Raw genomic sequence first — 21,679 nt, forward strand, 5'->3', positions numbered from 1 at the left:
ATAATCGGACGGAGGTTTACTCATGTCTGCTGCACTGTTAATTATCGTAGCACTGGTTTGTCTCATATCAGGATACCTGTTTTACGGCCGTTTTCTGGTCCGTAAATATGAACTGAGCAATCAAGAACCAACACCCTCACATACCCGTGAGGACGGGATTGATTATGTGCCAGCGAAAGCGCCGGTGCTGATGGGACATCATTTCTCGTCCATTGCCGGAGCGGCCCCCATCATTGGGCCGATTGTTGCCGTGGTGTTTGGATGGGGTGCGGTGTTTGTCTGGCTCATTGTGGGCGGCATTTTTATGGGCGGCGTGCACGATTTCTCCGCTTTGATCGCCTCCATTCGTCACGGCGGCAAGACCATGGGAGAGGTGATCGAAGATTATGTGGGTATGACCGGCAAGCGGCTGTTTCTGGCGTTTGCCTGGTTTCTGCTGGTGCTGGTGATCGCTGTGTTTGCGCATGCCGTGGCCAGTGTTTTTGTCATGGAAGCGTCCACTGCCACCTCTTCAATTCTTTTTATTGCGGTTGCCATGCTGTTCGGACTCTCCATTTACCGGCTGCATATGCCGTTGTGGGTCAGTTCACTCATCGGCGTGTTGCTGCTGGCCGGCTGCGTGACCCTTGGAATCCGCTATCCGATCGAATTGCCCTATGATACCTGGAAGATTATTCTGTTTGTCTATGTGTTTTTTGCTGCTACGGCTCCGGTGTGGGTGCTTTTGCAGCCGCGCGATTATTTGAGCAGTTTTCTGCTGTATGCCATTCTGCTGGCCGGTGTGGTGGGAATATTTGCCGCCCGTCCGCAAATTGTGACGCCGGCGCTGGGGGCATTCAGTCAGGATCTGGGAACCATGTTTCCAATTTTATTTGTCACCGTGGCCTGCGGGGCGATATCCGGATTTCACTCCCTGGTGGCCGCCGGCACCACGGCCAAGCGAGCTGAAACCGGGAGAGCGATACCCGTCTGATTGCCTACGGCAGTATGCTGGTGGAAACGCTGCTGTCCGTGATCGCATTGATCACCGCTGCCGTGATTTTGCGCAGCGAATACACCGAGATTATGGCCGAGGGCGGACCCATCGGTGTTTTTTCCGCCGGGATCGGCACGTTTGTCGAGCATCTTGGCATTCCGCAGAAAGCGGGAATGACCTTTGCCGCGCTGGCAATTTCAGCGTTTGCCCTGACCACCCTGGACACCGCCACCCGGCTGGGGCGCTTTATGTTTCAGGAATTTTTCGAAAAAACCAACGGTCCGGCTGTGTTGTACAAAAACCGCTATACCGGAACCCTTGTCACCATTGCCGCAGCCGCCTTTTTTACCTTTACCGGAACGCGCAACGCCCTGTGGCCGCTGTTCGGGGCCGCCAATCAGCTGCTGGCGTCGCTGACTTTGCTGGCCGTAACGGTGTGGCTGACAAAGATGGATAAAAAAAGTTTGTTTGTACGTATTCCCATGTATTTTATGTTTTGCGTCACCATAACGGCTCTCGGGGTGATGGTGGTTAAAAACTGGATGACCGGGAATGCGGTATTGTTGATATTCTCATCGTTGTTATTTGGAATCGCCGTGACGCTCATTATCAAGGCACGGCAGAGTTTAAGAGCATTAAAAACATGAGGTGGTCATTGGTACAGGAAAAACAAAAGATGAATATTGTTGTCATGGACGGCTATACCATGAATCCGGGTGATTTGTCCTGGGACGCGCTGGAAGACCTGGGTCATTGCCGGATTTATGCCCGCACGCCGCCGGAGCTGATCATAGAACGGGCCAAAGACGCGGATATTGTGTTTGTGAACAAAAGCGGATTGACACGCCAGGATATTGAACAGCTGCCGCGCCTTAAATTTATCGGCGTGCTGGCCACGGGCTATAATGTGGTGAATCTGGAAGCGGCCCGGGAGCGCAATATTCCGGTGACCAATATTCCGGCTTATAGCACGGAATCGGTGGTACAGATGGTGTTTGCACATGTACTGAATCTGAGCGTGGGACTGGCGCATCACGCCGAAACCGTGCGCCAGGGCCGCTGGAGTCAGTCGGTTGATTTTTGCTATTATGATACAGCATTGACCGAACTCTATGACCGGGTACTGGGGATCATCGGATACGGACGCATCGGTCAGGCCGTGGCGCGTGTGGCGCGCGCATTCGGCATGCAGATTCTGGTGCACAGCCGGACAAGACCGGAAACGCTGCAGGATGGCGTGACCTGGACGGATATGGACGAGCTGTTCCGGCAGTCCGATGTGGTCACGCTGCATTGTCCGTTAACCGAAGAAACAGAAGGACTGGTCAATGCCGAACATCTCGCTGCGATGAAATCCACGGCTTATTTGATTAACACCAGCCGCGGACCGGTGGTGGATGAGCAGGCGTTGGCTGATGCGCTGAATTCCGGCGAGATTGCCGGCGCCGGTCTGGATGTGCTGTCGGAAGAACCGGCGAACCCGGACAATCCATTGCTGCAGGCCAGGAATTGCACCATCACACCGCATATCGCCTGGGCCACCCAGGCGGCCCGGCGGCGGCTGCTGCGCATAGCGGCCGACAATGTGCGGCATTTTCTTGACGGGGATCTGCAGAATGTGGTCAACGGTGTGACTCGAATTAATGATCAGAAAGGATTAAAATAACCGATGAAACTCATTTGCGCCCCGGATTCGTTCAAAGACAGTATGCCGGCGGAACGTGCCGCGCGTATTATGGCAGAAGCGGTTCGCAGCGTGCGGCCTGATGTTTCGATTGTGGAAATGCCGCTGGCGGACGGGGGGGAAGGGACGGCCGCGACATTGCAGCGCGTCAAAAACGGTGAGTGGGTGCCGGTGTGGACCATGGGGCCGCTGCCGGACATGCGGGTGGAATCCGGGTTTGTGTGGCTTGACGATGAAAAAACCGCTGTTGTAGAAATGGCGGCGTCATCCGGATTGCAGCTTTTAAAGCCGGAGCAGCGCAATCCCATGCATACCACCACATTCGGGACCGGTGAGCTGGTCCGGGCGGCGGAGGACTATGGCGCGGAGAGCCTCTTGCTGGCGGTCGGCGGCAGCGCCACCGTGGATATGGGCATCGGTATGGCGTCTGCGCTCGGCTGGCAGTTCAGGGATGCAGAAGGAAAATCGCTTTTGCCTGTCGGCGGCAGCTTGTCGAAAATCATTGAAATCATACCTCCGCAAACCCGTTTGTCTGCAAACGTGCGGGTGATGTGTGATGTGGAAAATCCGTTGCTGGGAGAGCGCGGCGCGGCGCGGGTTTATGCGCCGCAAAAAGGTGCGTCCGCGCAAGAGGTGCGCGATCTGGAAACCGGTCTGGAACATATGGCTGCGCGGGTTCGTGGACAAGCCTGAACGTGGGACTGGATGCACCGGGGACCGGCGCGTCCGGCGGACTGGCCGCCGGCGCGGTGGCGTTTCTCGGGGCGCATTTGGAGAGCGGTATCGAGGCGGTTCTGCGCGACTATCGGTTTTCAGAGGTCGCTGCCGATGCCGACTGGATTCTCACCGGCGAAGGACGATTCGACAGCACGTCGTTGAGCGGCAAGGTGATCTCCGGATTGCTCAACGCGGCACGGGGCAGTCAGGCAAAATTTGCTGTCTTTGCGGGCAAAGTCAAATTGAGCAAAGCCGACTATGAGACATCTGCAATCGAGACAGCCCGTTCAATTACACCGGACGGAATGACCTTGCAAAAGGCCTTGAAGCAGGGACCTCATCTCTTGCGTGATACAGTTGATATATGGGCGCGAGAGATGCTTATCCATTAATAATAATTGCATTTATGATAAATTTTCCGAATTCAGTTTTATAAAGCGGGTATATTTATTCATAGATTGAGGTGCGGAAAAGGAAACTTGGAAATACAGGTGTTATGGAAGAAATAATCTGGAATGACAGCTTTAGTGTGGGCGTTCAAAAACTGGATGAACAGCATAAAAAATCGATCAGGATTTTGAACAAGTTGATAAAGATGGGAAATGCAGAGGTTTATTGAGAAAACCGTTTCAGATACATTGACGGAAATGACAGAATATGCTTCTGTGCATTTTGCAAAACTGAAGAAAAATTGATGAAGCAATTCAATTATCCTGATTTTGATGATCATAAAGAGTAACATAAAGCCTTTCAAAAGAAAACAGTCGGTTTTTGCATGGAGACCATGGTGTACAAATCATCAGTACCGACGGACATGATCATGTTTTTGATGACCTGGCTGGTGACTCATATACTGGTCACTGATATAAAGTATAAAGAATTTTTTCGAGCTCAGGGATTGTATTAAATCTACATCCCTGATTTTTTTCTATCGCTCAATTTTTCATCAAAATCATTATTTATTAGAATTCTTTACTTTTTTCACTTTCAAAAGTTCCCGTTTTTTAGTTATTTGCAGCCGTTTTATCAAACGTGAATGCAATCCTATCCTGCCTGGAAAAACATGGATGATCCCGCCCCCTGATATTTGTTACGCCTGTGAGGGCTATAAGTTAAGGCTTGTTGGAACAGTCACACTCTTTTAATCGAATGACGCTCGCCTTGCTTGTAAAACCTGCTTGAAAATTTAAAGGAGGATTTACTATAAAGTTATTTTTCAGATATCATGGCTTTTTATTGATATTAGTATTTACCTTTTTGATGACCATCAAAACAAGTGCTCAACCTGATTTTCCGGGCAATAACCTGGAATTGGTGGGGCGCTGAGCCGAGGGACCCTGTTATGATGTGGTTATGAAAGGAGATACTGCGTATCACAGCAACGGGGCTATCCTTGAAATAGTCCAAATATCACACCCCCCTGAAACGATCAGTAAACTGGGACAATTGACCGTCCCCGGAACGATCGTCTCTTTAACGCTTTCAGGTGATTCGATTTATGTGGGGATAAGAGCATGGGGATTTCTGGTTGTATGATATCTCTGATCCGGAACATATCGGTTTGGTTGATACCAGACACGAGGCTCAAAAGGTTGCCATATCCGGAGATCATGCTTTTATTGCTGATGGACAGGAGGGACTTGTTAGTGTTGATGTTACAAATCCGGGTTCACCGGAATTAGAGCATCCCCTGTATTTAGGGGATTACGCTTATGATGTGACACTGGCAGGCGGTTATGCTTATGTGGCGGCACAAATAAAAGGGCTCAAAATTGTGGATATTACCGACCCGGCCAATCCCTCTGTCATCAGTACCGTGGATGCTTTATCTCGAGTAACGGATGTTGTTCATTCAGGACATTATGTGTTTATGGTCGATGGAGAGGAAATTCGCGTCATTGATGTGACAGACCGCAGTTCTCCTTCACCGGCTGCTTCCTATGATATCGGTGATGATATTCTGGATATTGCAATCTCAAACCGTTACCTTTATCTGGGTACAAGCGACAAAGGATTCCGGATTCTGGATGTTTCACAACCGGATTTTTCCAAACCGGAGGAGAAGCCCTGGGAATTACCCTGTCCGACAGCCTGATCTATGTGGCCGACGGATTTGACGGCCTGTATATCCTGAGAAATACCCATACCACCGGTGTAAACCAGATGAATACAACCCAACCTGACGGATATATCCTGCACCAGAATTACCCCAATCCGTTCAATGCGGAAACCGTGATCCGCTATGAAATTCCACAATCAGATGAAATCAGAATCGATGTGTACAATATGGCCGGACAGCACGTGCGTTCGCTGGTTGATCGGACTCAATCCGCCGGACGCCACAAGGTAACCTGGGACGGATCGACGGATACGGGCACAACAGCGGGATTTGGCGTGTATATTATACAGATCAATTTTAACGGATTTACCGGCCAGAGAAAAGCAATTATGATCAAATAGTTGATTTACAGCAGACATCCTGAGTGATGTCTGCTGTTCAATGGCAAAAAGGGTCTAAGGAAAAATATGCATGATCTGTAAGATAAGTGTAAAAGATGCCGGATGATGCTGTTCTAACGTAAGGCGGGTTACCGTGTTTCCAGATAGGTTTTCAGATCAGAGATAGTTTCCACCCCCAAACGGTTCGCCTGTTCGTTCCGCATCATCATCGCATACGTGTTGTTAAATCCCAGCGGCGCCAGCCAGTGCAGATCAAACTGTTCGCGGCTACGGGACTTTACATATTGGTATAGATCATCCGGACTGCCGATCAAAGAGTCCTGCACGCTTTTTTCCGTGTTCAGCAGAACCAGCAGTCCCGTACCGGTATACTCGGGATACAAATCAATATCGCCGTTTTCCAAGGCATCGAAACAGATTTTGGTGCCGGCCATGCCGGTTTTGACCCCGGCATTCAGGGGAGTGTAGCTTTCGATCATCAATCGGAAAACATGCGCCAGAATATACTGCTCGGTAAAGTTTTTCGATCCGATTATTACATCAGCTTTGCCGTCGCGCTCCGCAAGTTCGAATCCTTCCTTTTGCATAAACTCCCTTGCTACTTTGTCAGGAGATTTTTTGTTTTCATCCACTTTGTAATTCATCGCCGCCATTTGCTGATTGGTGATGCGTCCTTCAAGCCGGGACAGCGCTGATTCAAGCTCCGGATACCGGCGCAGGGATTCACCATTCACCAGCGGCGCCGCATAATAGGGCGGGAAATAATTACGGTCATCCTGGAGAACTTTGAGATCATAGGCCTTGATGCGTCCGTCCGTGGAAAATCCGCAAATCACATCGACTTTGCCTTGTAGCAGTGCTTTGTACATCAAACCCGGATCCAATTCGACGGTGTTCAGGGACAAGCCATAGTGTTCTCTGAATCCCGGATAGCCGTCGGGCCGCTGCATGAATTCTGCGGTGAATCCGGCGCGAAAGCTGTCCTGCTGCTCGGCGCGCAGCGTAAAAAATACAGTTAAGCCGGCAATCAGTGCGATTCCGGCGGTGATCAGCAGGGGTTTTATGATTTTGCGAATATGTTTTTGTACGATGCTGAGGATAAAATCGAGAAGCAGCGCCAGTCCGGCGGCCGGGAAGGCGCCGGCCAGAATCATGTTGACGTTGTTCAGGGCAATGCCGCGAAAGATAAACTCGCCCAGTCCGCCGGCCGCGATCAGGGCTGTCAGAGTGGCCACACCCACATTAATGACCGTGGCGGTACGGATGCCGGCAAACAGCACCGGGACAGCCAGGGGCAGTTCGACTTTTGTCAGGATCTGGCGGTCGGACATGCCCATACCTCTGGCAGCTTCGCGAACGGCCAAATCCACTTCGTTGATGCCGGTATAGGTATTGCGGATAATGGGCAGCAGGGCGTAGAGGAACAGAGCCACAATGGCCGGAACCACGCCGATGCCGAGCAGCGGCAACAGAAATCCCAAAAGCGCCACACTGGGGATGGTCTGAATGACACCGGTGGCGCCGAGTATCGGAGTTGAAATGCGTTCATGCCGGGTGAGAAAAATACCCAGAGGCACGCCGATACACACGGCAATGGCGCAAGCCACCCCGGTCAGGCCGAGATGTTCAAGCGTTTGGTCGAATATTTCCGCCTGGTGTTTTATGATAAACTGGAACGGGTTCATGATTCCCCCCTGATTCCGGCTTTGACCTGCGGAAAGATGCGCAGGATTTCGCTGATCCGGGTGCGCTTGAGCGGCTGTTCAGTCTCAGGTTCGGTAATGGTGATGACCGGATTGGTAACGGATTGCTGTTCAACGTGTTCGAGAAGCGACAGACAATCCGTGTCCCGACTGCAGGTCAGGTCGCCTCTGTCATAAGAGGTTTCGGACAGTTCGGGCAGGGTATCGCCCAGGGTAATGACTTTGACTCCACCTGAAAACGGTTGGCCTGGAAAAAATCACGAACAAAATCATTGGCCGGTTGAAACAGCATATCGCGCGCCGTTGCGATCTGCTGGATTTCTCCCTGATCCATGAGGCAGATGCGGTCGCCGAGTTCAAAGGATTCAAAGACATCATGAGAGACCAGAATCATGGTTTTATGCAGCAAAGTCTCCAGTTGTTTGAATTCGTTCTGCAGATCCCGGCGGGTGATGGGGTCCAAAGCGCCAAAGGGTTCATCCAGGAGCACCAGCGGGGGATCGGCCGCCAGGGCGCGCGCCAGTCCGACGCGCTGCTGCTGTCCGCCGCTGAGGGCGTCCGGATAGCGGCGGGCGTAAGAATCGGGCGGCAGACCGACCCTGTTCAGCAGTTCATGGGTGCGGGAACGAATTTCCGGTTCTTTCCACTGCAGAAGCCGGGGAACCAGAGATACGTTCTGTTCCACCGTATAATGCGGAAACAATCCGATATTCTGAATCACATATCCGATACTGCGGCGCAGCGTTTCCGGCAGCTGATCCCGGATATCCTGATCATTGATAAACACTGTTCCGTCCGAGGGTTCGATCAGCCGGTTGATCATTTTCAGAGTTGTGGTCTTGCCGCAACCGCTGGTTCCGAGTAACACCAGGGATTCGCCCTCAGCCACATCGAAGGACAACCGCTTGACCGCCTGAAGAGAACCGAAGGATTTTGAGAGATGAGAGACGCGAATCATATGAACCTTTGTGTCTGTTTGAGCAGGAAATCCTGTATTTAGGCGTTACAGTTTGCTCCTCTAAAGATACAGGGATAAAATGAGCAAATCAAGAGGAAATCCATTTTTTACATCGCCACTTTAAAAAGCGGTTCTGGCGGCGCTGCCGCATTTTTTTCTTGACATTACAGTCAGATATTGCGTACATTGAAAGGTGTTTAAAATGTTTGAAACGATTCAAAAAAGTGTGCACAGAAACAAAAGTCTAAAGACATTTTTTAGCGAGAATCGGTTATTTTCTACAAGGAGGAATGATGCAAATGCACCCCACTAAACCGTTTAGCGTTTGGCTGATCACATTGATGTTATTGTTTATTTTTTCTATTGACAGCGCACTTGCCCAAGTCGCTGCGAACACAAACGGCGGATTTGAAGCCACAGCAGTCACGGCGGGAAATGATACCACTGATATAGAGGGCTGGACCTTTGCGGTTGAAGACTATGCCCGGGTTCGAGTCGTGGATGATCCGGTCAAATATGGGGAGCGCGCATTATCTGTTTCTGTTGACAGTGCAGGCGCCAATTCTTGGGATGTACAAATTGTCAACGAACCGTTTCCGGTTGAACCCGGCAAGGCGTATGACTTTTCAGTCTGGGCCCGTGCCAGTGAGTCCGGCGTTACCGCTCATTTTACAGCCGGAGACCCGGAGTTTAACGAATTCGGCCGAATTCATGAAGCCGCATTGGGCACGTCCTGGAAAAAGTACAGCATGTCTTTCAGCGTCCCCGTCGATGATACCAGCGGGCGCGCTCCCATTCATGTGAGTTTTGCGGGAAATGTGGGCAAAACCATTTATTTTGATGAACTGGTGGTATTGCGCCCCACTGTGAATGCAAACGGCAGCTTTGAACGTTCCGCTGTCACTCAAAGCGGCGATACCAGCGCTGTGGATGGCTGGTCGTTCAATCTGGGCGGTGATGCCGATGCTGATTTTGCGATTGTGGATGATCCGGCGCAGGACGGCAACCGGGCGCTGGCCGTGACGGTCCATTCGACCGGCACAAATGCCTGGGATATCGAGGCTCTGAGCACCAATATTCCCGTTATTCCCGGCGAGTCTTATACCTATTCTGTATGGGTCAAAGCCAGCGAATCCAGCGCTTCGACACACCTGACGGTGGGCAATCCGTCGTTCCAGGAGTTTATGCGCAATGAAAAAAACAGCGTGTTGACCACGAATTGGCAGCAATTTACAGATGAATTTACGGTTCCGGCAAGCGATCCGGATATTGCTCGCGGGCCCATTCATTTCAACTTTGCCTCCAACGTGGGAAAAACCATTTATATTGATGATCTCCGCATTGAACAGATCATCGAACAAGAACCGGTTGTCACCAATCTGCCGATTATTCTTGAGGCCGAAGACGGTGTTCTCGGTGATGAATTTGCTGTCGAGGAAACGGCTGATGGGTCTGCCGAGTATATCACCATCACAACCGATTACAACGCGACCACAGGCGCCGGTGATCATCCCGGCGTGAATCGGACCGCTTCCTATGAGGTCACTTTTCCGGATACGGGTGCCTTTGATCTGTTTGCCCGCGTCTATGTCGGCGTTAATACCTATGATGATGACAGCTTTTTTCACGGAATGGGATTCGGAGATAAGGATCCCGATGCCGCGGCAGAGTGGGTTATGGTGAACGGTCTGGCTACAGGCGGATTTTCCGATCCGGCTGCCGTGGTCAAAGGACCCGGCGGCGTGGAGAGCGAGGCCTGGAAATGGGTCAATCTCTCGCAAAATGCTTATCAGAGCGATACGGCGTTGGTGTGGGTGCTTGATTCGGATGAACTGACCCGCATCTTTGAGATCGGTGCGCGCGAAAACGGTCTGCGAATCGACAAGTTTGCATTCGGTCGATCTGATCTTTTCTTTACGGTTGAGAATCTGGATCATGGCGAGCCGGGTTCCGAGGAAACACCTGAACTGCCCTATACCCGTTCCATTGCACACGGCAAAGAAAAGTTTTTGGGTAATATTTACGCATCGGATCAGATTGAATGGTTCGATATTTTCTGGAATCAGGTGACGCCGGAAAACGCCGGAAAGTGGGGCAGTGTGGAACGCACTCGCGATCAGATGAACTGGACCAATCTGGATGAGGCGTATGCGCTGGCCAAAGATAACGATTTACCGTACCGGCATCATGTCCTGGTCTGGGGCAATCAGCAGCCGAACTGGATTGCCGCACTGGACCCTGAAGATCAGTTGGCGGAAATCCAGGAATGGTTCACCGCAGTAGCCGACCGCTATCCGGATGCAGATTATGTTGAAGTCGTAAATGAACCGCTGCACGATCCGCCCGATTCGGCCGCTGACGGTGGATACATGGACGCGCTGGGCGGTTCCGGTGAAACCGGCTGGGACTGGATTATCACCGCCTTTGAAATGGCAAGAGAGCAGTTCCCGGATGCCAACTTGATGATTAATGATTACGGTATCATCGGCAGTATCTCGGCAGCGAACCGCTATTTGAATATTATTGAGCTGCTGCAGGAACGCAATCTGATCGACGGCATCGGCATTCAGTGTCATGCGTTCAGCACCCGCGGCGCCAATGTCTCGACCATGCGACAGGTGTTGAAGAAACTGGCGGATACCGGTTTGCCCATTCAGGTTACTGAACTGGACATTGACGGTTCAACCGACCAAATCCAGCTTGATGAATACAAGCGTGTGTTTCCCGTGTTATGGGAACACTGGGCGGTTGAAGGCATTACCTTGTGGGGGTGGCGCACCGGATTGTGGCGCGAAGACGCTGTGCTGATGACCGAACGCGGTGAACGTCCCGCCCTGGAATGGCTGCGCGCTTATGTGGATACCGCCAGCACCGGTACACATGTGGCTGAAACCGAAGAGTTGCCGTCAGAATACAAGGTGTACAACAATTATCCAAACCCGTTCAATCCGTCCACTCAGATTATGTACGACCTTCCCGAGCGCTCCCGGGTAACCCTGGAGGTTTTTGATATCAAGGGACGCCGCATTCAGACGCTTGTCAATGAAATCAAGAATGCCGGCAGCCATAGGGTGACATTTAATGCAGACCGGATGCCGAGCGGTGTCTATTTCTACCGATTGAGTGCGGATGATTTCACTCGGGTAAAGCGAATGATGTTGATCAAATAAGTAAACCTCTCAACTACTCCTTGATACAGTGCTACACAAAAGAGAGGCCGGTCGATGGACCGGCCTCTCTTTTTTTGTTCTATCTCTATAGTTCAGGTTTCGGCTTTTCCCCCGAGGTCTGTTGTTTTTATCGTCGAACCGTCATTGCTGAATTATTTTGGCTGCCCAATCGCGTTTTGACACGGTCTCTCTGTTCGGGAAAACCGGAATCTGAAGATTGCCTTGTTTGTCTGTGTTCAGGGGGTGAATCTTTTTCCAGTCACCGGTCAACGGATCGTACCACTGAAATGAATAGGTGGTTTCTGGCTTGAAACCGCTCAGATCCGGGGTTACCGCCTGATTCTCAAAATAAAGCAGACAAAAATCTTTTTCTATTGTGCGCATCATAAACGACCAGCCGTCCAGTCCGTCTTCGGGGCTGCCCGGCGCCTTGCGCGGATGTATGTCCTGCGATCCTAATAATAGATCCTGGTATCTGTCTCCTTCAGACAGGATGAATGCTTTTAGATGCTGCATAGAGGTGCCTGATTCATACTTTAGAGCGTTCCCAGATATGCGGACGCATACCGTCCGGTTCGCCGGTGGTGGTAATGTCATAGGCTGCTGTGCCGTGTACGTGACCGGACAAACCGCCGGAAAGAACGGATCCGTACATTTGAGCGCGGGCGAAATAGTTATCGCGCTCGGAATTTGCCGGAGGCCGTTCACCGCCGGGCCTGTTGATTTCGTGATCCCAGCCCGTGTAATAGGGCTCAAAATTGATGGCCGGATAGGGCGGTTCCAGTTTGAAAAGAGTTTCCAGCGCCGGGTAAAAACCGTGATTGCGGGGTTTGTTGCCCACGCTGTGCATGGTCAGCCAGGGACAATTTTCAGCATGCCCGAACTGCTTATATGTCGAGTTATTGATCAACGTAGTATGCGGCTGGCCAAAGGGCAGAGGACCGTATTTTTCCAGGTGATAGGTTAACGCTTCATTGAACTCGTTTGCGGTTAAACTGTATTCTTTGGGAATCCAGTCCAGATGTATACCGCTGAATACAAAATTCCAGGCGCCGTAGCGGGAAATGAGATACTGAACGTAACGCGCAAACGTTTCATTGAAATCGTAATAGGCTTTCCAGGTAGGCCCCATATCTCTGCGCACTGTTTCCAGCAACGGGACGAATCCCTGCTCCGACAAGTGCTGCATTTTTTTGTCCAGGCTCTGAAAATAGGCCGGATTGATTCTGTTGTAATCCGCAACCCCCGGATGTTTTTTGGACATTTTAAACGGCAGATTGCCGGTTTCATCGCGCATATCTTTGGCGGTAAGATCGCTGTCATTGACGGTATATCCGAATTTTTCCCAGGCATTGCGCACGAATATTCCGGACTCTGCATAGGTTGCCGCATGACCGTCGGCTTCCCAGTTGGGAAAACTGGCGATCATGCTCACCGAGTTAAATCCCTGCTGTTTCCGATAAGCGACTGCATCTTCAAAGCCAATACCGGGACCGGGTATATAATTTTCCGGCGCCGGGGCATTGCGGAAAGGCAGGCGCCATGTGGTTCCCGCCAGCCAGGTATCGCCAATCATCAGAAACGGCGTGCCGTCGGCATACTCCAGTGCATGACCGTTTTCTGTCGGACGAATAAAGCCGCGCCGATTCGGATTCTGTTCTTTTTCTTTTTCAGACCAGGCTATTGCCGTAAAGTGTCCGGTTTTGCCGTTCAATCCCGGATCATCGGGCTGGTTGGAGCCGCTGGTCCATTCCCACCTTCCCGGACGGGTGGCGGTGATGCGCACGTTGAACTTGTTGCCTCCGTCCCAAAACCCGTAAACGCGTTTCGAAAAGTCCGGCCCTTCCAGTTTGACCCAGCAGGTGACCTCGGTATAAGGATTGGAATAGTTGTTTTCAGCCTGTAGAGTGATCTCCTGCATGTCCCATACATGGCATTCGGATCTTTGCGTCTGAGCATTCACTCTATTTAAACCGCTCAGAGACAACAAGAATGCAAGAAACATCAGAAAGCGTTGGCAGCGATTGTTCATAATCTCTCCTTTGATATGATATTCCCACGAGTCTCTTACAAAGATAATACCACACGATCAGATTTACAAGGCGAAATTTGGATGACAACGGAGCAGGAGATCAAGATCGAATGGCAGAAAAAAAAAGAGCATGAAATGTATTCATGCTCTTTTTCGAATAACACTATTTGAACGGGTCCCAGCGCGCCACCATGTTTTCATAGCTGGCCGGAAAACGCTCCCGGAACAATCTGTAATAGTAGAGTTCTTTGGGAGAATTGAGCTCCAGACCTCCGCTGGTTTTGGGATTCTGTTTGAAATCCTCTTCAGAAACCTTGTCCGCGGTGAGTTCCGCCATAATATCATCGACACCGGCGCCGCCGGCAAACCGAAGTTTCGGTCGGTTGGTAATTTCATCCGGCAGCCACTTGCTCATCGCTTTTCTCAGGATCCATTTTTCTACATTGCGTCCCTGTGCTTGATCATATTTAACCTTGAGATCCATGGATATGGTGTCACTCAAAGCCACAACAGCCGGATCCAGAAACGGTGTGCGGTAATGCACGGAATTGGCCAGCCAGGCTTGCGGTCCAAACGGCGCAGCGCTGTATTGTAGGCGATATCCACCAGTTTACGCGCCACCCGTTCTTTTTCGTGCGGATCGGCAATGTCTTTCAGTTCTTTAAAATAGCCGCCGAACAGTTCATCCGCCCCTTCTCCGACCAGCACGCAGTTGGTATGTCCGGAAACACATTTTGATGTATAGTAATTGGCCACGGCTCCTGAAATGCAATCTTCATCAAAGGTTTCCATCAGCCAGACTGCTTCCGGAATCAGGTCCTTGATTTCCTGATCTGTGATTTCATAGATCTCGTGTTTTAAACCGAGATATTCGGCCATGATTTTGGCGTATTTAATATCCTGACTGGGACTGCGTTTGATGGTGGTGCTGAATAATTTGATGGCGGGATCAATAGATTTGGCGACAGATGCAATGATTGAACTGTCCAGACCGCCGCTTAATGCAACCGCTTTGACCGCTCCGTCCGCCATGCGTTTTTCCACGGCTTTGACCATAAAGTTTTCCAGAATTTCTGCGGCCTGCTCCGGCGTGTCAAACTGCAAAAGTTCTGCCTGGTACGGGTTAAAGGGTTCAAGTCCGTCCCGGCTGGAGAATATATGACCGGGAGGCAGTTCCTCCACGCTGTCGCTATGCTCCAAAAGCGCCTTGGCCTCGGATGCAAACATCAGAGAATCGTTTTCCGAGTGGTAGATCAGAGGCCGGGCCCCCACATGATCGCGTACCAGCAGAGCTTCATTTTTATCAAGAACGGCGCAGGAAAACGAACCGTCCAGTTCGGAAAAACAGGCTTTGCCCTTTTTAATATATTGCTCGCGGATATACTCGGCATTCGACAAAGAGCCGGAAATATCGTTGAAAATATCACCATCGAACAACACCACGGGATAATCCGACCCGCTCATGGCCTGAGTGGAGCGTGAAGATATGGACAATTCGGCGGCTCCGCCTGTTGCGTTTTTTAATGTAAAAGTTCTCGATTTATCCGGTCCGCGATGACGCATGCTGTCTAACATGGCCTGCAGCTGTTCTTCATTTACGCGCTTGTTAAAGAGTCCAGCAATTGCACTCATATGAATCTCCTCTTTGTCTTTTATATATTATGTTTCAGATCACCATCCACGGTACCGCAGACTTTTTCCCGTTCTTCGGCAAAATCAAATCCCGTCCAGATCCCGACAGAATTCAGAATTGAATCCTGGGGATGGGTGTCGCGAAAGATTTTGAAATAATAGGCCGCTTCTTTGGAATTGATTGTGGCCAGCGGATTTTCGCGTTGAATAGCTTTAAATTCTTTATCGCTCATTTCTTGTTCCGGCAATTTGTTCTCCGAGTGATTCGCAGCCGGCGCCCTGCGTATATTGGACCTTGTAGCGCCACAGAATTTCATCGGGGAGCAGGTTGGTGTCCTGAAACGCATGCCGTAAAATCCATTTCTCGATCTTGGCGCCGTTGTGTTCCCGGATTTTCCATTCGGGCGGCAGTTTCATGCCCAGATCGATCATGCGTGCATCCAGAAACGGAACCCGCAGTTCCAGGCTAAAGCGCATCCCCATGCGGTCCGCGCGCTGCAGATTGATATTGTGCAGGGTGTTCAGGCAGCGTTTTGCTTCCTGGTTCAATGAATCGAGTTCCCAGTTTTTCATATACTGATACCCGGTAAACACCTCATCTGCGCCTTCACCGGTGAGAACCACGGTCACATGTTCGGCGGCGAGTTTGCAGGTAAAATGGCCGGGGACGGCACAACGAACCAGAGACGGATCATAGCTTTCCAGGTACTGCACCACCTGCGGCAGCGCCTCGTAGTAATCCTGTTCTGTAAAGATCAATTCGTGATGGGTCGAGTCGATGTGGTCTGCGACAATTCGTGCTGCCTTTAGATCATCACTGTCCTCGCCGTTTTTGTCTTTCATGCCGACCGCAAAGGTGTGCAAATGCGGGATTTTTTGTGCGGCAATGGCTGATACCAGACTGCTGTCCAGTCCGCCGCTGCAGAATGCCCCGACATGGATATCCGGATCGGACAGCAGTCGTTTGTCCACACTGTCGGTAAACGTCTCCCGGATGATACCGGCAGCTTTATCAATGCTCCAATCGCGGTTTTCCTTGACCTCGGGAACCTCATAGTACCGGACGAATCCGGTTTCCGGGGTGTAATAATGACCGGCCGGAAATTCCTCAACCTTGTCCACGCCGGCGTGCGACATGGCGCCCAGTTCCGACGAAAAATACAGTTGATCGTTATAATATCCGTAATACAACGGTTTGATGCCGATCGGATCTCGGGCGAGAAATAAACTATCCGCTGAAAAAATGGCAAACGCAAACATGCCTTCCAGATCTTTGACAAATTCAGCTCCTTTTTCCTGGTACATGGGAAGGATGACTTCGGTATCGGATTCTGTATTGTACTTGTATTCTGTATCAAGAGTCTGTTTCAACTGTTTATAATTATAGATCTCTCCGTTACAGATCAAACCCTTATCCGAGTTGGTTGCCAGTATAGGCTGATGCCCGCCCTGTACATCTACGATCGACAAACGCGTATGACCGTAACTGCCGTTCTCAATACTGTGTATTCCTTTGTCATCAGGTCCGCAGCGATCCATCGCATCCATCATTCTGAGAATGGTTTCTTTGTCTGGTTTGCCGTAACAGCCGGCTATTCCGCACATAATAATATCCTGTTTTTAATGAACATGACTATCTTTATTCCGATTCCAGAGTACACTGGAATCGGTTTTCTATGAATGGGGGGTTAGGCTAATAACTGATTTTTGGTTTTCACAATATCTGAAAGATCCAGTTCGCCCGGCAGCGAGTCGGCTTTATAGAGCCAGCCGTTGCGCAAACCGGAGCGGGCTGCTTTCATAAATTTTGTGCTGCTGCTGGTTGAATTGACCGCTTTGGTAATCATTTGCACCTGTTTGTCAACGCTTTCTTTGCTGTATTCTTCCTTGCCGCTTGTGATAAAGTCCACCCGGTTTTCTATGTCTTTTTGCATTTCCTCGGACATGGATACATTAAACTGTGCCAGCATGTCCTTTACAGCCGTCTGCGCCAGTGAGCGGATATCATAATCCCGGTTATTCTCGAACACCTGCTTTAGATAACCGATAATTTGATTGTCGATAATATATTGTTCCGGTGACACGGTCAGCACCTGTTCGAGCATACCGGCCGCACTGTTGATAAATTGTGCCCCGCTCGCGGCTTCGAACACCAGACTCAATGTTTTTTCCGCAAGCGCCTGCACGTTGGGCTGTTTTTCATCAGACACCGCTGCCGTGCCGCAGCAGGGGATTTGGTAATGATAGGTCATATCGGCAGCCATCGCCACCCGGCGTATACTTTCCGGCTGGCACCAGCGGGGTGATCCGTCTGTATACAAATCCGAGCTGATGGGGATGCCGCGATACAGCACCCGGGCGCCGGGCCGGATCAGATTGGCCAGAACCACGGCGGATAAAACCTCGGCATTGACCTGGATCAATTCTCCGATTTCCGACAAGGGCGCGGTTGCACCCGCCTGCGGACAGGTGGAGATGGAGACGGGCAGATCATGTTCCACCATGGTCATGAATTTTTCCACAGTGGGACTGACCACGTTCAGAGGACTGACCGTTAGCGATGCAATCAAGGATATCAGTGTCGGGTCTTTGACTGTTTTTAAAATTTGCGGCAGCTTTTCAATGTTCACCAGATTGGCCAGGTTCATGTGTTTGCGGGTATACTGCATAAAGATGGAAAGCTTTTCATATCCATTTGATCTTCAGGGACATCCGGCTCAACCGGACGGGTGATAAGAGTCAATATGCTCCAGCTGTTCGCACAAGGTCGAAATGCGTTTCAGGTCTTCTGTATCCGCCTGCCGGCGATTGAACCTGTTGTGTTCATAGTCCAGTACATACAGCGCCTGTCCGCCGGTTCCAAATGTGACCGAGGGTGATTCAAAATTGATATCGATTGCATTTTCCGGATCAGCGGCGTTTAATCGTATTTGTTTGGCGGTCTGATCTATTGCTTTTTCGACCAGATCGCGCGGGATTTTAACCCGGCCGTTTTCGAACACGGCGCCACCCTTTTTATAGATATCAATGGCCTGACTGCTTTCCACGTGTACGCCTGCTTGACTCAACAGACGGCAGGAACCTTTATGAACCAGTTCACACTGTCCTGTTTCCAGGATATGATGTCGTTGTAGTTGTATACCTCTGGACATACTTTTCCTTTATTGTTCAGGTGATCTCTATGGACCATCGGGTTATTTTAGTGCTCGAAATAGTGTTCGAGTACCATGAGATTGAGCGTAGCCGAAGGCGGCTTGTCCGGTCCTTCTTTTGGTCGATCTGTTTCTGTATGACAAAGACAGAGGAATCATCAGGAAAAGAACAAACCGCGGCTGTTATGTTACCCGGGAACTGCATGTGAAACAGGTCTCAGGCTGCTGGTTCCAGTTTGTGAATGGCGTCAAATGCATCTTCTGCATAAATATCCGCGCCGATTTGTTCTGCAAAGCTGGCGGAAACCGGGGCGCCGCCGATACAGATTTTAACCTGGTCGCGCAGACCTTTTTCTTTCAGCAGTTTAATCACGTCTTCCATGTATCCCATGGTGGTGGTCAGCAGGGCGGATAGACCCAGGTAATTTGCATTGGTGGATTCGACGGCGGCGACAATTTTATCAGCTTCAACACCAACGCCAAGATCTTCCACTTCGAATCCGGAACCGCGCAGCAGTGTGGTGACGATATTCTTGCCGATGTCATGAAGATCATCTTCCACCGTGGCAATGACAAATTTGCCTTTGCTTTTGACATCGCCTTCCATCAGTTGTGGCTCGAGGATTTTCGTGGCTTCGCTCACACATTCAGCGGCCGCCAGCATATCCCGGGATCAGATACTCTCCGTCTTCATATTTTTTACCGACAATTTCCATGCCTGGAGAGACCGCCTGGTTCAGAATTTCAGATGCTGATATGTTTTGCTCAAGCGCCTGTTCCACCAGTTCAATCACACCCGGTTCACCTTCCAGGTCTCCGTCAAATCCTTCGTCTTCGCTGTCAATTCGTCCCTCAATCACGTTCTGTTTGATTTTTTCCAAAATCTCCTGCATGACAAACTCCTTCATTTATGGGTTAATTGTAAATTTTTCAATCGGTAATATTCCCGGAACGGAATCATAAATCTGGTTCAGAATGCTCTGTTCCGGTTTTTCTTCCGGTCCGTTCATAATTGATTCCAGGCGTTGATGTGCATGGGTCAGCACATGGTCACGTGCTTCCGATGTTTCGAATTCATACGGCGGCGACACAATGCCCTGGCGCCGCGCTTTGCGTATATACCGGGCAAACAGTTTAGTGCTGGACTGCGGCGGATTCTCTGTATTTGCTGCGTGGTTTTGGTTACATTTTGTTCATCAAACTGCGGCTGCCGCAGAATTTGTTTGACCAGTCCGATATGGGCATTGTCCAGTACGGCCTGCAGCGGACAGAAAATATTGGTCTTGTCCAGCAGTCCGAACGCATAATGGATATATTGCGCCCCGGCCTGGGCAATTTGCAGTTGAGCGAACAGTTTTTCAACCGTGGCCTGCATACCGGGAACTTTGGCATCCCCGACACCGGCTGAAGAATAGCAGGGAATACCGTAATGGCGCGCCATCTGTATACAGTCCGCGTTGTAATGGATAAATTCCGGCGCCCCGTACAAGTCGTGCAGGTTATCCAGTCGGGCCCGCACCGGCACAGCGCCATACAGCACCGGGGCGCCCGGATTGACGATTTGGGCCAGTGTGATACCGGCAAGGATCTCGGCATTGATCAGAGATACAATGCCTTCTTCCTGGATCGGCGCCGTGGAACCACCCTGGGGCGAACTGGAAATGACAACCGGACAGCCTTTTTCTGCAATGGCGATCAATTTGTCGGTTGTATCTTCCACCATTTGAAGCGGGCTTTTAATGACACACGTGATAAACGACAGGATCGGATTGTCCCGAAAGGCTTCAGGCCCGCCCGCCAGGAGTTCCGCCAGTTTCAAAACAGCGTCGAGCTGGTCTACATCCACCAGTCCGGCCTGGACATGTTTGGTCATGTACATCAAAGCGCCCAAGAAAAACATTGACGTGCCTTTCTTCTGCAATGTAACCTCTTTGTATACCGCGCGTTGACATTGCGGATGAAAAATTTGCAATTATCAACCTAATTGCCGCCCGATTTTGCCGAGCGGCAGAGATTCTGCAGCGATCCGCGCTCGCTCTGAAATTCCGCAAGGACCCGGGTTTGCGATGCGTCGTCTTTGGCTGTGTACTCTTTTAATTGTGAGTGCAATACAATATTGGTTTCAGAGCCGGTGCCAAAATAGACATGCGGTTTTTCAGCATCCAGTTCGAGCTTGTTCTCGGGATTGCGTGCACCCAGAATAATCCGCCGGGGAACGGATTCGAGGTGTTTCTGAATCACGCATGAGCCGGGATGCGCACATTCGAGACATCCGGCATTGCCGCGCATTCGACGTTTGACGCGGCAGCCCGCCTGTTCGTAAAGATCAGCGGCGTGTTCATTAAAACAGACAAGCCCCGGATCATTCAGAATCTGCATAGAGCCTGAATGAATCAAATTAATCTGGTGTTCCGACATTCGGAGATAGGGAGCCACTTTTAGGGGGGTTCGAATGGTTTCTGTCATGGTTCGTCCTGTGAATGATTACTGAAATTTGCGACCGAATTCGAGTTTTCCTGACAGCGCGCACCGGATGGGCGACGGATCTTGTGCATTGCCGGCGATCAGATCACCCAAATCGGAATAGCGTCGCGTACAGATTGACGGGTCGGATCGCAAATCGCGGAATCCAGACCGTGCGACAGGGCTGCGATCAAAAACGCCTGATTGACATGTTTGCGTTCAACCAGTCCGAAAGACACATTGGACAGCCCCATGGTTGTTTTGGCATGGGGAATTTGTTTTTTAATACCGGATAACGTGTCAAACGTGACGGTTGCTCCTTTGTAATCGGATGAAATGGGCATGACCAGAGGGTCAAAGAACAGTTTGGAAGCATCAACACCGTGCTTGTCGGCTTGTTCGGTGATTTGAGTACAGACGTTGATTCGTTCTTTTGAGGACGGGGGGATGCCGTCTTTGTCCATGGCCAGTGCAACAACCGGTACATTATATTCGGCTGCCAGAGGCAGCAGCTCATTCATGATGTTTTGTTCTTTTTTAATGGAATTGATCATCCAGGGTCGGCGGTTATCCAGATGTTTCGCCGCTTTCTGGATGAAATTCGGTGGCCGAGTGGATGCCCGGCCGGCGGCCTCGGCCGCCTTCGCGGCCGCGCCGCAGCCGCGGCCGGCCCGCGGCCCGCCGGCCGCCGCGGGGCTCCGGCCGCGGCCGCCCGCGGCAGGCCGGCCGGCG

23 protein-coding genes and 1 pseudogene are annotated in these 21,679 nt (G+C 50.9%); 10 read left to right on the top strand and 14 right to left on the bottom strand.

Going from position 1 to position 21,679, the window contains the following annotated elements:
* Window positions 1-22: 22 nt before the first annotated feature.
* The 9 genes from U5R06_12050 to U5R06_12090 all read left to right on the top strand — a co-directional run bounded on the left by U5R06_12050 (window position 23) and on the right by U5R06_12090 (window position 5,837).
* The gene (locus tag U5R06_12050; GenBank protein MDZ7723505.1) at window positions 23-973 is read left to right on the top strand and encodes a carbon starvation CstA family protein; all 951 of its coding nucleotides are present in this window, start codon (window positions 23-25) and stop codon (window positions 971-973) included.
* Window positions 974-993: 20 nt separating this feature from the next.
* Complete coding sequence (locus U5R06_12055; protein ID MDZ7723506.1) at window positions 994-1,623, top strand: carbon starvation CstA 5TM domain-containing protein; 630 nt, start codon at window positions 994-996, stop codon at window positions 1,621-1,623.
* A 29-nt stretch (window positions 1,624-1,652) separates the two neighbouring features.
* Window positions 1,653-2,642 carry a D-2-hydroxyacid dehydrogenase gene (locus tag U5R06_12060; GenBank protein MDZ7723507.1) on the top strand — a complete coding sequence of 330 codons (990 nt, stop codon included), beginning with the start codon at window positions 1,653-1,655 and terminating at the stop codon, window positions 2,640-2,642.
* Between the two features lie 3 nt (window positions 2,643-2,645).
* On the top strand, window positions 2,646-3,353 hold the full coding sequence (locus U5R06_12065; protein ID MDZ7723508.1) for a glycerate kinase: 708 nt from the start codon (window positions 2,646-2,648) through the stop codon (window positions 3,351-3,353).
* A gap of 2 nt (window positions 3,354-3,355) precedes the next feature.
* Window positions 3,356-3,769 carry a glycerate kinase gene (locus U5R06_12070; GenBank protein MDZ7723509.1) on the top strand — a complete coding sequence of 138 codons (414 nt, stop codon included), beginning with the start codon at window positions 3,356-3,358 and terminating at the stop codon, window positions 3,767-3,769.
* 104 nt (window positions 3,770-3,873) lie between these two features.
* Window positions 3,874-3,996, top strand: a complete 123-nt coding sequence (locus U5R06_12075) for a hypothetical protein (protein MDZ7723510.1) — start codon at window positions 3,874-3,876, stop codon at window positions 3,994-3,996.
* 165 nt (window positions 3,997-4,161) lie between these two features.
* On the top strand, window positions 4,162-4,284 hold the full coding sequence (locus U5R06_12080) for a hypothetical protein (protein MDZ7723511.1): 123 nt from the start codon (window positions 4,162-4,164) through the stop codon (window positions 4,282-4,284).
* A gap of 621 nt (window positions 4,285-4,905) precedes the next feature.
* Complete coding sequence (locus tag U5R06_12085; protein MDZ7723512.1) at window positions 4,906-5,472, top strand: hypothetical protein; 567 nt, start codon at window positions 4,906-4,908, stop codon at window positions 5,470-5,472.
* 5 nt (window positions 5,473-5,477) lie between these two features.
* Window positions 5,478-5,837: a T9SS type A sorting domain-containing protein gene (locus U5R06_12090; GenBank protein ID MDZ7723513.1), complete on the top strand. Its 360-nt coding sequence runs from the start codon at window positions 5,478-5,480 to the stop codon at window positions 5,835-5,837.
* A 128-nt stretch (window positions 5,838-5,965) separates the two neighbouring features.
* Here the strand turns inward: U5R06_12090 and U5R06_12095 are convergent, their stop codons facing one another.
* Together U5R06_12095 and U5R06_12100 are read right to left on the bottom strand one after the other, a co-directional pair.
* On the bottom strand, window positions 5,966-7,522 hold the full coding sequence (locus U5R06_12095; protein MDZ7723514.1) for a glycine betaine ABC transporter substrate-binding protein: 1,557 nt from the start codon (window positions 7,520-7,522) through the stop codon (window positions 5,966-5,968).
* Between the two features lie 175 nt (window positions 7,523-7,697).
* Entirely contained in the window at window positions 7,698-8,498 is an 801-nt protein-coding gene (locus U5R06_12100) for an ATP-binding cassette domain-containing protein (protein ID MDZ7723515.1), read from the bottom strand.
* Between the two features lie 299 nt (window positions 8,499-8,797).
* On the opposite strand from U5R06_12100, the gene U5R06_12105 reads away from it, so the two are divergent.
* On the top strand, window positions 8,798-11,668 hold the full coding sequence (locus U5R06_12105; protein ID MDZ7723516.1) for an endo-1,4-beta-xylanase: 2,871 nt from the start codon (window positions 8,798-8,800) through the stop codon (window positions 11,666-11,668).
* Between the two features lie 141 nt (window positions 11,669-11,809).
* On the opposite strand, the gene U5R06_12110 is transcribed toward U5R06_12105, so the two are convergent.
* The 12 genes and pseudogenes from U5R06_12110 to U5R06_12165 all read right to left on the bottom strand — a co-directional run.
* The gene (locus U5R06_12110) at window positions 11,810-12,184 is read right to left on the bottom strand and encodes a hypothetical protein (protein MDZ7723517.1); all 375 of its coding nucleotides are present in this window, start codon (window positions 12,182-12,184) and stop codon (window positions 11,810-11,812) included.
* A gap of 13 nt (window positions 12,185-12,197) precedes the next feature.
* On the bottom strand, window positions 12,198-13,700 hold the full coding sequence (locus U5R06_12115) for a DUF5060 domain-containing protein (protein ID MDZ7723518.1): 1,503 nt from the start codon (window positions 13,698-13,700) through the stop codon (window positions 12,198-12,200).
* 163 nt (window positions 13,701-13,863) lie between these two features.
* Window positions 13,864-14,244, bottom strand: coding sequence for an asparagine synthase-related protein (locus U5R06_12120; protein ID MDZ7723519.1), 381 nt, complete (start codon window positions 14,242-14,244; stop codon window positions 13,864-13,866).
* A complete protein-coding gene (locus tag U5R06_12125; GenBank protein MDZ7723520.1) occupies window positions 14,199-15,332 on the bottom strand; it encodes an asparagine synthase-related protein in 1,134 nt (377 codons plus the stop codon). The genes U5R06_12120 and U5R06_12125 overlap by 46 nt, the downstream gene beginning before the upstream one ends.
* A gap of 20 nt (window positions 15,333-15,352) precedes the next feature.
* Window positions 15,353-15,565 carry a hypothetical protein gene (locus U5R06_12130; GenBank protein MDZ7723521.1) on the bottom strand — a complete coding sequence of 71 codons (213 nt, stop codon included), beginning with the start codon at window positions 15,563-15,565 and terminating at the stop codon, window positions 15,353-15,355.
* On the bottom strand, window positions 15,555-16,937 hold the full coding sequence (gene asnB, locus U5R06_12135) for an asparagine synthase B (protein ID MDZ7723522.1): 1,383 nt from the start codon (window positions 16,935-16,937) through the stop codon (window positions 15,555-15,557). Before asnB ends, U5R06_12130 begins: the two co-directional genes overlap by 11 nt.
* 83 nt (window positions 16,938-17,020) lie before the next feature.
* A pseudogene (locus U5R06_12140) lies at window positions 17,021-18,484 on the bottom strand (trimethylamine methyltransferase family protein).
* Window positions 18,485-18,701: 217 nt separating this feature from the next.
* A complete protein-coding gene (locus tag U5R06_12145; protein MDZ7723523.1) occupies window positions 18,702-19,127 on the bottom strand; it encodes a cobalamin-dependent protein in 426 nt (141 codons plus the stop codon).
* A 4-nt stretch (window positions 19,128-19,131) separates the two neighbouring features.
* Complete coding sequence (locus tag U5R06_12150) at window positions 19,132-19,377, bottom strand: B12-binding domain-containing protein (protein MDZ7723524.1); 246 nt, start codon at window positions 19,375-19,377, stop codon at window positions 19,132-19,134.
* Window positions 19,378-19,523: 146 nt separating this feature from the next.
* The gene (locus U5R06_12155; GenBank protein ID MDZ7723525.1) at window positions 19,524-20,405 is read right to left on the bottom strand and encodes a trimethylamine methyltransferase family protein; all 882 of its coding nucleotides are present in this window, start codon (window positions 20,403-20,405) and stop codon (window positions 19,524-19,526) included.
* Between the two features lie 59 nt (window positions 20,406-20,464).
* Window positions 20,465-20,950: a trimethylamine methyltransferase family protein gene (locus tag U5R06_12160; protein MDZ7723526.1), complete on the bottom strand. Its 486-nt coding sequence runs from the start codon at window positions 20,948-20,950 to the stop codon at window positions 20,465-20,467.
* 98 nt (window positions 20,951-21,048) lie between these two features.
* Window positions 21,049-21,679 (bottom strand): dihydropteroate synthase (locus tag U5R06_12165; protein MDZ7723527.1); only part of this gene is annotated, 631 nt, incomplete at its 5' end.

Source organism: candidate division KSB1 bacterium (genome assembly GCA_034521575.1).
Taxonomy (GTDB): Bacteria; Zhuqueibacterota; Zhuqueibacteria; order Residuimicrobiales; family Krinioviventaceae; genus JAXHMJ01.